General features: G+C 66.8%; 9 protein-coding genes. 1 reads left to right on the top strand and 8 read right to left on the bottom strand.

Features of this window, described 5'->3' with window-relative positions:
• Nucleotides 1–179: 179 nt before the first annotated feature.
• Nucleotides 180–2048, bottom strand: coding sequence for a dihydroxy-acid dehydratase (gene ilvD / locus K254_RS0111140; protein WP_035749224.1), 1869 nt, complete (start codon nucleotides 2046–2048; stop codon nucleotides 180–182).
• Nucleotides 2049–2126: 78 nt separating this feature from the next.
• Between ilvD and K254_RS0111145 the strand changes: the two genes are divergently transcribed.
• Nucleotides 2127–2954: a helix-turn-helix transcriptional regulator gene (locus K254_RS0111145; RefSeq protein ID WP_026555430.1), complete on the top strand. Its 828-nt coding sequence runs from the start codon at nucleotides 2127–2129 to the stop codon at nucleotides 2952–2954.
• Between the two features lie 4 nt (nucleotides 2955–2958).
• Here K254_RS0111145 and K254_RS0111150 read toward each other — a convergent pair whose 3' ends face one another.
• The 7 genes from K254_RS0111150 to uidB all read right to left on the bottom strand — a co-directional run bounded on the left by K254_RS0111150 (nucleotide 2959) and on the right by uidB (nucleotide 11872).
• Nucleotides 2959–4029: a hemolysin family protein gene (locus K254_RS0111150; RefSeq protein ID WP_026555431.1), complete on the bottom strand. Its 1071-nt coding sequence runs from the start codon at nucleotides 4027–4029 to the stop codon at nucleotides 2959–2961.
• The gene (locus K254_RS0111155) at nucleotides 4026–5378 is read right to left on the bottom strand and encodes a hemolysin family protein (protein WP_026555432.1); all 1353 of its coding nucleotides are present in this window, start codon (nucleotides 5376–5378) and stop codon (nucleotides 4026–4028) included. The genes K254_RS0111150 and K254_RS0111155 overlap by 4 nt, the downstream gene beginning before the upstream one ends.
• Nucleotides 5379–5668: 290 nt before the next feature.
• Nucleotides 5669–6199 (bottom strand): flavin reductase family protein, encoded by a 531-nt coding sequence (locus K254_RS0111160; RefSeq protein ID WP_026555433.1) that lies wholly within the window; start codon nucleotides 6197–6199, stop codon nucleotides 5669–5671.
• Nucleotides 6200–6292: 93 nt separating this feature from the next.
• Nucleotides 6293–6751, bottom strand: a complete 459-nt coding sequence (gene soxR, locus K254_RS0111165) for a redox-sensitive transcriptional activator SoxR (RefSeq protein WP_026555434.1) — start codon at nucleotides 6749–6751, stop codon at nucleotides 6293–6295.
• A 66-nt stretch (nucleotides 6752–6817) separates the two neighbouring features.
• Nucleotides 6818–9064, bottom strand: coding sequence for a gluconokinase, GntK/IdnK-type (locus K254_RS22885; protein WP_051389187.1), 2247 nt, complete (start codon nucleotides 9062–9064; stop codon nucleotides 6818–6820).
• 35 nt (nucleotides 9065–9099) lie between these two features.
• Complete coding sequence (gene manD, locus K254_RS0111175) at nucleotides 9100–10329, bottom strand: D-mannonate dehydratase ManD (protein WP_026555436.1); 1230 nt, start codon at nucleotides 10327–10329, stop codon at nucleotides 9100–9102.
• A gap of 58 nt (nucleotides 10330–10387) precedes the next feature.
• Entirely contained in the window at nucleotides 10388–11872 is a 1485-nt protein-coding gene (gene uidB / locus K254_RS22890; RefSeq protein ID WP_081710110.1) for a glucuronide transporter, read from the bottom strand.
• Between the last annotated feature and the right edge of the window lie 150 nt (nucleotides 11873–12022).

The following is a 12022-nucleotide window of genomic DNA, read 5'->3' on the forward strand; positions in this document are numbered from 1 at the left end:
CATGGGACCTCGGTTCAGCTAATGAGAACGTTTACCAATAAGACTGGTTCCAGCATAACCCAAATGGGAATCATTCGCATAAGCGCGCGGCCGCCACCGCCACAAAAACAGCCGGTCCTGCGGATCCACGGCACTCGTGGTTCCGCAGGACCGGCCCGCAGGTGGTGGACGGCAGCGTACTAGACCAGGCTGGCGATCGTCAGCGGCTGCAGCGGCACGTGCCGCACGGCGCCCTTGTCCGCCGACAGCGCGAAGGCCGCGTAGGCCCGCAGCGCCGGGGACACGGCCCGCTCGCGGTTCCGCGGCTGGTATCCGATGGTCGACTCCAGCACCGCGCGGCGGCGGTCAAGTTCGTCCTCGGACACCTCCACCGTGATGGACCGGGCGGGGATGTCTATGGAAATGATGTCGCCATCCTCCACGAGGGCGATGTTGCCGCCCGCTGCCGCCTCCGGGGACACATGGCCAATGGAGAGGCCCGACGTGCCGCCGGAGAACCGGCCATCGGTGATCAGGGCGCATTTCGCGCCCAGCCCCAGGCCCTTCAGGAATGACGTTGGGTAGAGCATCTCCTGCATGCCCGGGCCGCCGCGCGGACCCTCGTAGCGGATGACGACGACGTCGCCGGCGACGATCCGCTTGCTGAGGATGGCCTCGACGGCGTCGTCCTGCGATTCAAAGACCACGGCCGGGCCGGAGAACTTGAAGATTGATTCGTCCACGCCCGCGGTCTTCACCACGCAGCCATCGACGGAGATGTTGCCGCGCAGCACGGCCAGACCGCCCTCGACGGTGTGGGCGTTCTCAACGGAGCGGATGCAGCCATCCTCACCGTCGGTGTCCAGGGTGTCCCAGCGCTCGGACTGGGAGAAGGCTGTGGCGGAGCGGACGCAGCCGGGGGCCGCATGGAACAACTCAACCGCGGTGTCCGTGGCCTTGCCGCCGCGGATGTCCCAGTCGTCCAGCCAGGTGCGCAGGTCGTTGCTGTGCACTGAGCGCACGTCGTGGTTGAGCATTCCGCCGCGGTCCAGCTCGCCCAGGATCGCCGGGATGCCGCCGGCGCGGTGGACGTCCTCGATCAGGTAGACGCCGTTGGGCGCCACCTTCGACAGGCACGGGGTGCGGCGCGAAATGGCGTCGATGTCCTCGAGGGTGAAGTCGAGCTCGGCCTCCTGGGCTGCGGCCAGCAGGTGCAGGATGGTGTTCGAGGAGCCGCCCATGGCAATGTCCATGGTCATGGCGTTCTCGAAGGCGGCGCGGTCGGCGATCGCCCGCGGCAGCACGGAGGCGTCGTCGTCGTCGTAGTAGGCCTTGGTGATGTCGACAATGGCCTTGCCAGCATCCTCGTAGAGGTCCTTGCGGGCCGTGTGCGTGGCCAGCGTGGTGCCGTTGCCCGGCAGGGACAGGCCCAGGGCCTCGGTGAGGCAGTTCATGGAGTTGGCAGTGAACATGCCCGAGCAGGAGCCACAGGTGGGGCAGGCATTCTCCTCCAGGCGGAGCAGATCCGCATCGGAGACAGATTCGTCCACGGCGTCGGCGATCGCGGAGATCAGGTTCAGGCGCTTGCGCACGGTTCCGTCGACCAGGATGGCGGTGCCGCCCTCCATCGGGCCGCCGCTGACGAAGACGGTGGGGATGTTCAAGCGCAGGGCAGCCATCAACATGCCGGGCGTGATCTTGTCGCAGTTGGAGATGCAGATCAGGGCATCGGCACAGTGGGCGTTGACCATGTACTCGACCGAGTCGGCAATGAGGTCGCGGGAGGGCAGCGAGTAGAGCATGCCGCCGTGGCCCATCGCGATGCCATCGTCGACCGCGATGGTGTTGAATTCCCGGGGGATGCCACCGGCTTCGATGATGGCGTCGGAGACAATGCGGCCGACGGGCTGGAGGTGGGTGTGGCCGGGGACGAATTCGGTGAAGCTGTTCGCGACGGCGATGATCGGCTTGCCGAAATCGGAGCCCTTGACTCCGGCGGCGCGGAGCAGGGCGCGGGCGCCGACCATGTTGCGGCCGTGGGTGACTGTTCGTGAGCGTAGTTCAGGCATGGCACTAGTCAATCATCAGAACCGATGGATCAAGAAGACGCTCCTGATACTAGTAGTGGCAGTGCTAGATTTAGTGGAATGAGTGATGAGCGCAGGCGGGAGCTGGGCCAGTTCCTGCGCGACAGGCGCGGGAGCCTGGTCAGGGCGGAATTGGGCCTGGGGCCGATCGGCCGAAGCCGGACCGTGGGGCTGCGCCGCGAGGAGGTTGCCTCCTTCGCCGCCGTCAGCGTCACCTGGTACACCTGGCTGGAACAGGGCCGCGAGATCAACGCCTCGCGCCAGGTGCTGGACGCCATCGCCCGGGTCTTCTCACTGACCGCAGCCGAGAAATCGTATCTGCTGGCCATGGGCGGCTACGCCCCGATGCCGGCAACGGAGGCCGCCACGATCGAGCAGGCCCCCGCCCACCTGCAGCGGCTGCTTGATGCCCTCGACTTCCCGGCCTTTGCCGTGGCTCCGGATTGGGGAATTGCCGGCTGGAACCGCGCCTACGCCGGGCTCTATTCACGGATTTCCGCCGTCGACCCGGCCGATCGGAATCTGCTGTGGCTGATCTTCACGGACCCGCACCTGCGCGAGATGCTGCCCGATTGGAAGGAAACCTCGCGCCACTTTGTGGCCGAGTTCCGCGCGGAGGCCGGAGCCCGGATCGGCTCGGCGGCGCACTCGGCGCTGATCGAAAGGCTCAGCTCAGCCAGCCCCGAATTTGCCCAGCTGTGGGCCGACCGCGGCGTGGAGCGCTTTGCCTCCAGACAGCGGGTGTTCCTGCACCCCGTCGTCGGCGAACTGGTCTTCGAGCAGCACCGGCTGGTGCCCTCGGATGCACCGGAGCTTCATCTGGTGATGTACGCTCCGGTGTCCGGGACTCCAACCGGCGGACGGATGCCCGCTCTGCGGGCGAGCTGAGCCGCTAGGCGGACTCGGCACCGTTGCTGCGGCGCCACACCTCGGCCTGGGTGGCGTCGTCGATCTCGCCCACCAACTGCTCGATCACGTCCTCCAGGAACAGCACGCCGGTGGTGGCACCCTCGGCGGACACCACCCGGGCCAGATGCGATCCGGTGCGCTGCATGGTGGAGAGCGCATCCTCGATCTCCGTGGATTCGCCCAGGGTCACGAGCTTGCGCACGCGCCCCTTGGAAATGGGCCGCTCGTAGCCCTCGGGGCTGATGGTCAGCACATCCTTCAGATGCAGATAGCCGGCCGGTGCCCCGTCCGAGTCCAGCACCACGAAGCGCGAGAAGCCCGTGCGGCGCACCAGCGTTTCCACGTCCGACGGCGTTGCCGCCGGTTCGACAGCGACGAGGTCGGCCACCGGAACCATCACGGAGCCGGCGGTCTGGGCGGAGAATTCCAAGGCGCCGGAAATCAGCCCGGTTTGGTCATCGACCAGCCCCCTGCGGGTGGATTCCTGGACGATGCTCTGCACCTCCTCCAGGGTGAAGCTGGAGGAGACCTCGTCCTTGGGTTCGATGCCGAACAGCCGCACAATGTGGTTGGCGGACCAGTTCAGCGCCGCGATGACGGGCTTGACGCCGCGGCCGATCAGCACCAGCGGCGGAGCCAGCAGCAGCGCCGCCTTGTCCGCCACGGAGACGGAGATGTTCTTGGGAACCATCTCACCAAAGGTCACGTGCAGGAACGTCACCAGCAGCAGGGTGATGACGAAGGACAGCGGTCCCGCCACCTCGTCGGGGATGCCCAGCAGATGCATCGGATCCGCCAACAGGTGGTGGATGGCCGGCTCCGCCACGTTCAGGATCAGCAGCGAACAGACAGTGATGCCCAATTGGGCGCAGGCCAGCATCAGGGAGACATTCTCCATGGCGTACAGCGTGGTCTTGGCACGGGCGGACCCGGCCTCGGCCAACGGCTCGATCTGGCTGCGCCGGGCCGACATGATGGCGAACTCGGCCGCCACGAAGAAGGCGTTGCCCAGCAGGAGGATCACCAGCCACAGGATTCCAACCCAGTCGCTCATCGGGCACCGCCGTTTCCGGCACGGGTGCCATCCTCATCGGAGTCCGGCCCGGCCTCGGGGCTGGGGACGAACCTGATGCGGTCGATGCGCCGCTGCTCCAGGCGTTCCACCTGCAGCACTCCACCGTCCACCGGGACGGTGTCGCCCAGCAACGGAATGCGGCCGAGCGCTGCCATCATGAAGCCGCCCACGGTTTCGTAGCTGGCCTCATCGGGCACGCTCAGGCCCGGGATCTGCTCGGAGGCTTCGTCCGGGCGCAGCAGGCCGGGGAAATGCCAGCTGTCGTCGTCACTGTGCTTGACGCCGGGCCGGGAGCGGTCGTGCTCGTCGGAGACTTCGCCCACGATTTCCTCCACCAGATCCTCCAGCGTGGTGACGCCGGCGGTTCCACCGTATTCGTCCATCACCACAGCCAGCTGCAGATTTCCTTCGCGCAGCTGCAGCAGCAGGGCGTCGAGGTGGATCGTTTCGGGCACGCGCAGCACCTCGGTCATGATCGCGCCGGCTTCCACATCGGAGCGCTTGTGCGCCGGGATGGCCACTGCCTTCTTCACATGCACCACTCCCCTGATGTCATCGGAGGATTCGCCGATCACGGGAAAGCGCGAGTAGCCGGTGCGCCGTGCGGCGTCGATGATCTCCTGCACGGGGGCGTCGGCGTCGATGGTTTCCACGCGGATGCGCGGGGTCATGACGTCGGCGGCGCTGCGTTCGGAGAAGCTCAGCGTCCGTGCCAAAAAGCGCGCCGTGCCGGGGTCCAGGGTTCCCATGGCCGCCGAGCGGCGGACCAGGGACGCGAGCTCCGCCGGCGACCGCGCACCGGAGATCTCCTCCTTGGCCTCGAGGCCGAAGAGGTGGAGCACCTTGTTGGAAAAGCCGTTGAGCACCACGATGGCGGGCTTGAAGATGGCGGTGAACACCAGCTGCGGACGGGCCACGGCCTTGCCGATTTCAAAGGACTTCGAGATGGCCATGTTCTTGGGCACCAGCTCGCCGATCAGCATCGAGAGCAGCGTGGCCAGGATCATGGCGGTGGTCAGCGCGACAGGCTGCACGGCGGAGGCGGGAAGCCCGGCGCCGGCCAGCGGCCCCGCGAGCAGCGCGCCCAGGGAGGGCTCCATGACGAAACCGGTCATGAGCGTGGTCAAGGTGATGCCCAATTGGCAGCTGGACAGCTGCGTGGAGAGGGACTTGAGGCAGTGCAGCAGCGGCTTGGCGGCGTGATCGCCGGCATCCACGGCGCGCTGCACAGTGGTCTGGTCCAAAGCGACCAGGGAGAATTCAACGGCGACAAAGAAGCCGGTTCCCAGAATCAGCAGGATGCCTGCCAGCAGGAGGAGCCATTCCATTACAGCGCCATCCTCCCCTGAAAGGAGAACACGGCGGGGTGCCGGGCAGTGGCCCGCGCCGGCGGGGGGTGGTCGGCGCTGGGGCCGGCCGGGGAAAGCGTAGTTGTACGGTGGGCACGTGTGCGGGGTCTGCCGGCAGAGGCGGGGTTCGAATCGCTGCGGTTTGCACCGCAGGTCGACCCCGGGCGCCGGCCCCTAGAGTTGCTGTCCATAGGATTTTCAGTCTACATGAGCACGTTTGCAGCTTCCTGGGAATCGCCGACGGCGTCCGGGTCCGGCAGCGCCGGCGCTCAGGGCAGCGCCGTGGCCTCGCCCAGGGTGTGGAAACGGCGGCGGTGGTAGACCAACGGGCCCGCCCCGACGTCCTCGGCGCCGCCCCGGGGCAGCACCTCCACCACGCGGGCGGCGATCAGCACCGAGCCTCCCGCGGGGGTCCGGCTGAGGATTTCGCAGCGCAGGGTGTGGCCGCCGTGTGCCAGCAGCGGCTCTCCCGTGGGCAGCGTGCGCCACTGAAGGCCGGACGTGAACCGTTCGCTGCCAGCGGTGGCAAAGAGCCGGGCCAGGGCGACGTCGGAGCTGCCCAGCAGGTGCACCACAAAAGTATCGGCCTCCGCGATGGCGGCGGCCGATCCGGCGCGCGAGGCCAACGAGAACGCCAGCAGGGGCGGCTCGGCGGAGACGGAGGCCACCGAGGAGGCCGTCAGCCCGACCGGGCCGGAGGCGCTGGCGGCCGTAATCACTGCCACGCCGGCGGGGTGGCTGCCAAAGGCCTCCTTGAAATCCTCGGTCAAGGTGGGGGCCAAAAGTGGCTGCGCCGTCATGGGTGTTTCCTGCCTGTATCCGCCCGCGGAGGACTTCCACCGGCCAGCTACGACTGTAGAACCTGAACTTTGGTTGAGGTCAAATCGAACCAGTCACATCGCATCGAACGCCCGGGCGCCGGGGCCGGCAGACCCCTGGGCATCGTTGGGATTGACGAAGCCGCAATCGGCCAGCGACAGGCAGCCGCAGCCGATGCAGCCGCCCAGATCGCCGCGCAGCTTCTGCAGGGCCTCGATCCGGGCGTCGAGCTCGCTGCGCCAGCGCGCCGAGAGGCGCTGCCAATCCGCCTTCTCGGGCACGCCGTCGGCCGGCAGCTCCGCGAAGGCCTCCGCCACGGTGGCCAGCGAGACGCCGGCCCGCTGGGCGGCACGGACGATGGCCACGCGGCGCAGCTCGGAACGGTCGTAGCGCCGCTGGTTTCCTCCCGTGCGGTGGCTGCGGATCAGGCCCTTGCGTTCATAGAAGTGCAGCGCCGAGACGGCCACGCCGCTGCGCGCCGAGAGCTGCCCCACCGTCAGTTCCGCGGTGCTGTCCTGGGCCGGGGATTCCATACCTCCTGTATATCAACAATGGCGGTCGTTCCCTGTCCGGGAACGGCCGCCATTGTTGATGTGCGCCTAGAGGCGCGTGTCGAAGGAGTCGCAGAAGACGTTCTCGTTGAACGTTCCCTGGAACTCCGACTGGCCCTGGATCTTCTCGATCGTGGCCCGGATGGCCTCCACCGTGCCGGCATGGGCGTGGATGGCCGTCTTGACCATGGGCACGTCGATCAGGTGGTTGGGCTGGTTGAGCGAGACAAACACCGTGGGCACCTCGGTGGCGTACCAAGGGATCTCCGCGCCCATGGGCGTGGACCACTTGATCCGGATGGCTGCCTCCTGGGCAAAGCCCTTGACGTTGGCAAAGACGAAGGCGGCGTCGTACTTGTCCGCGTAGTCCCCGGTGGCCTCCTCGGAGATGACGGACATGAAGTTCACGCCCTCCTCCCCCGCGGCCGTACGCTGGGCGGCCGTCTTGAAGGTGTGGACCTCAAAACCTGCCCTTTGCAGCTCCGCCTCCACCACATCCAGGTATCCGAGGGGATCGCCCATAGTGAAGTCCGAGCCGCCCGAAATGCCGTACAGACGGATCCGCTTGTGCGTCGCAGGTGTGATCGGCAGATTGGCGGCCGTGTCCTTGACCAGAGTGACGGTCTTGTCAGCGATCTCCGCCGCGATGGCGCGGTGCGCTTCGCTGCCGATGGCCGCCAGGGCCCCGGGGCCGGGCACCAGGGAACTGGCGTCCTTGCGGTGCAGGCCCAGGGAGGCCTTCAGCGCCAGGATCCGGCGCAGGGCATCCTGCAGGCGCTCCTCGGAGATGATGCCGGACTTGCAGCCGTCCAGCATGTAGCCGAAGTCCTCCTCCGGGTTGCGGAAGAAGAGGAACATGTCGCAGCCCGCGGCGATGGTGGCGGGGACCAGGTCCTTGCGCTTCATCGCCTGGGTCAGGCCCACCATCTGGGAGGCATCCGTCAGCACCAGGCCGTTGAAGCCCAGCTCGCCGCGGAGCAGGTCCTTCAGCAGTTCCGGAGCCAGCGTTGCCGGCAGCACGTCCTTGTCGGCAAGCCCCGGGCGGAAGTGCCGGGAGACCTCGGGTGCCCCGATGTGGCCCACCATGATGGACTGCACGCCGTGGCCGATCATCTCCCTGTACACGTGGCCGTACGTCCGGTTCCACTCCTCGTAGCCGAAGGTGTTGTAGGACGTAACCACGTGCTGGTCGCGCTCATCGATGCCGTCGCCCGGGAAGTGCTTCATGGCACAGACGGTCGGCGACTCGCTGATGCCGTCGAAGTACTCCTTGGCCCGCTCCACCACCACCTCGGGGGTGTTGCCGAAGGACCGGGTGGAGACAACGGTGTTGCGCCAGTTGTAGTGGATGTCCACGATCGGCGCGAAGGCCCAGTTGCAGCCCAGCGCCGCGGTCTCGACGCCGGCTACCTGGCCCATCTTCCGGGCAATCGACGTGTCCGGGTGGGAGCCCGCCTGCAGGTGGGTGGAGACAAACGTGCCGTCGTCGCAGCTGCCCGCTCCACCCATTTCGGGGTTGGAGGCAATGAGCAGTGGGATCTTGGTCTTGGACTGGGCGTGGCGGATGTGCTCCTGCACGGCGGCCGAGGGCCCCGGGCGGTAGCGCATGCCACCCACATGGAAGTTCTCCAGCACCCCGTCAAGGTACTCCGGGGCATAGGAGTTGTTGTGGTTGATGAACAGCTGGCCGATCTTCTCTTCCAGCGTCATCGAGGCGATGGTCGAGTCCACCCAGGCAATGGCGTCGTCGTCGAGGTTGAACGGCGCGGCCGCCATGTCCACCAGGAAGGGACCCGCCGCGGCGGAGGCGGCCGGCACGGCTGCCCCGGCCAGTGAGGCCAGGGCCGCGGCGACAACCTCATCCACGGGCAGGGCGATGTCGACGACGGTGCCGGCTTCATCGGCGGCCAGGGCCTCAAGCGTTGCCAGCTGGGAATCCAGCAGGGCGGCGGGCATGAAGTGGCCGCTGCGGCCCTCCAGCCGCGCACCGAGCACCTCGCGGCTGCCATCCAGGTGCACAAACACCGTGTCAGGCGCCTGGGCGCGGATCGCGTCGCGGTAGGAACGCTTCAGCGCCGAACACGCCAACACCAGGCCGGGACCTTCGGCACCGGCCAGGGCCGCGCCGACGATGGCCAGCCAGGGCCAGCGGTCCGCGTCATCCAGCGGAGTGCCGGCGGCCATCTTGGCCACGTTCTCCACCGGGTGCAGGGAGTCCGCATCGGTGAATGCCAGGCCCAGTTCGTGGGCGATCAGGGCGCCAATGGTGGTCTTGCCGCAGCCGGAGACGCCCATGACGACGATCCGGGCCGGGGAAGTGGTTGCGGTGCTCACCAGTCGTGCACCGTGCCGTCAACAAGGCGGTTGTACGGCAGGTAGGCCTGCTGGTACGGGAAGGCCAGTGCGGCCTCGACGTTGAACTCAACGCCGATGCCGGGCTCATCGCCCGGGTGCAGGTAGCCGTCCTTGAAGGTCATGGACTGCTGGAACACCTCGTTGGTCTTGTCCGAGTGCTGCATGTACTCCTGGATGCCGTAGTTGTGGATGGCCAGGCCCACGTGCAGCTGCGCGGCGAAACCAACCGGGGAGATGTCGGTGGGGCCATGGAAGCCGGACTTGATCTGGTACTGGGCGGCAAAGTCCATGACCTTCTTCAGCGGCGAGATGCCGCCAAAGTGGGTCGACGCTGCCCGCACGTAGTCGATCAGCTGTTCCTTGATGATGGTCTGGTAGTCGTAGACGGTGTTGAAGATTTCACCGATGGCCAGCGGCGTGGTGGTGTGGTGGCGGACCCAGCGCAGCGCCTCCTGGTTTTCGGCCGGGGTGCAGTCCTCCAGCCAGAACAGATCGTACGGTTCCAGCGACTTGCCCAGCTTGGCGGCCTGGATCGGCGTCATGCGGTGGTGGCCGTCGTGCAGCAGCGGGATCTCCGGACCGAACTCGTTGCGCACGGCCTCGAACACGGTGGGCAGGTGGCGCAGGTAGGCGCGGGTGTCCCAGTCCTCTTCCTGCGGGAACGCGCCGCGGCCGGCGGGCTCGTAGTCGTAGCGCTCACCGGAGGCCTGGGCCTGGGCGGCGACGCCGTAGACGGCCTTGATGCCCGGGATGGCTGTCTGGATGCGGATGGACTTGTAGCCCAGCTCCAGGTGCTCGCGGACGGAGTCGAAGAGCTGCGGGATGTCCGCACCGGAGGCGTGGCCGTAGGCGCGCAGGCCGTTGCGGGAGGCGCCGCCCAGGAGCTGGTAGACGGGCATGCCGGCGATCTTGCCCTTGATGTCCCACAGGGCCATGTCGACGGCGGCGATCGCGGCCATCGTGACCGGGCCGCGGCGCCAGTACGAGCTGCGGTACAGGAACTGCCAGGTGTCCTCGATCCGGTGCGGATCCTTGCCGATCAGCAGCTGGGCGATGTGCTCCTTCAGGTACGCGGCAACGGCCAGCTCGCGCCCGTTCAGGGTCGCGTCGCCGATGCCGACAACGCCCTCGTCGGTGGTGACCCGCAGGGTCACAAAGTTGCGGCTGGGACTGGTGACGAAGACTTCGGCGGCAATGATTTTCACGGCGGTGGTCCTTCCGGGATTCGGGTGTAGATGGTGCTGAGTGCTAGTTGGACGAGTGTTAAGGCTTGGTGCTTGTGGTGCCCGCGGCGGGGCTGCCGTCGGCCGTACCGTTGTCGGTTCCTTCCGCGGCGGCAATGCGGGCCGCGGCCAGGCGCTCGGCGCGGCGGGCGGTGATCGCAGTGACGATTTCCTTGTGCTTGGCATCCGTCAGGGGGTAGGCGATCATGACCAGCAGGGCGAGGATGGCGAAGGCCATCGGCAGCAGTCCCGAGCCGGCGCGGATGCCCAGCAGGGCGTGCTCCGTCTGCTCTCCGCCGCCGGAGGCGTAGCCGCCCCAGGCGAGGGCATAGGCGGCCAGTGCGCCGCCGACTGCCTGGCCGGTCTTGCGGGTGAAGGAGAACAGTGCGTAGGTGATGCCCTCTGTGCGGATGCCCGTCTTCCATTCACCGTATTCAACGGTGTCGGCCTCCAAGGCCCAGACGAGCATGTTGGCCATTGCCAGACCCAGCTGGCAGATCATCACGCCGGTGAAGGCGACCGGCACCAGGTTTGCGGGTGCGAAGAAGACCACCAGGCCACCGGCTGCCATCAGCGAGCTGCCGACAATGTACAGCTTCTTCTTGCCGAAGGATGCCACCAGACGGGGAAGGATGGCCGCTATGCCAAAAGTCAGGAAGATGTTGATGATGGACATCACAGCGTACAACGGAAGGGAGTGCAGGACGTCGCGGAAGTAGTAGATCTGGATGGTGCTCAGAGCCAGCTGGCCGGTCAGGAACAGGAAGGAGCTGATGCACAGCAGCAGCAGGGGTTTGTTGCCCTTGAGCGTGGCCAGGCTCTGCTTGACACTGACATTGGCGACCTCGCGCACCACCCGTTCCCGGGTGGTGAACACGGTGAACATGTACAGTCCGGTGCCGACGACGGCGAACACGATGGTCAGCGTCGTGAACAGCATCTGGAGATCGGCGCCGCCCTTCATCAATGGGGCGATGAAGATGCCCAGGAAGGATCCGACGGCCACGGCACCGATGGTGCGGGCGCTGGCGAGCTTGGCACGCTCGCTGGAGACCTGGGTCATGGCCCCTGCCAGCGATCCGTAGGGGATGTTCACGAAGCTGTAGGCCAGGCCCAGAAGTGCATAGCTGACATAGGCCCACAGCAGCATGCCGCTCTGGCCGATCTGCGGGATGGAGAAGGTGGCCACGCTGAGCAGCAGCAGGGGGACGGAGCCAAACATGATGAACGGGCGGAACTTCCCGAGCTTCTTGTGGTAGGTCTTGTCGACGACACGGCCGGCCAGCACATCGGAGAAGGCATCGAAGATGCGCACCACCAGCAGCAAGGTGCCGGCGGCCGCGGCGCTGATGCCTGCGACATCCGTGTAGTAGACCAGCAGGAACATGGTGGCCGTGGTGAAGGCCAGGTTGTTTGCCGCATCTCCGGCGCCATAGCCGAAAATGGACAGTTTGGGCAGTTTGGCCGGGGCCTCGTGGGCTCCTCCGGCAGTGGCCGCCGTGGCGGCGAGTGGTTCTTTGGTCATGGTCATCATGGGCTCCTTTACCCGGCACCTCCCCCAGTGCGGCAGTGGCTGATTGTTGAGGTTGGGCCAGCGTGTGCAGCGTGTTCGCTGCTGCCCCGGTCCATGTGAGCTGCGTTACGAAAAGTAAATCACTTTCGGCAACGTTTGGCA

Origin of the sequence: Arthrobacter sp. 35W, from assembly GCF_000482545.1 — a bacterium.
Lineage (GTDB): Bacteria > Actinomycetota > Actinomycetes > Actinomycetales > Micrococcaceae > Specibacter.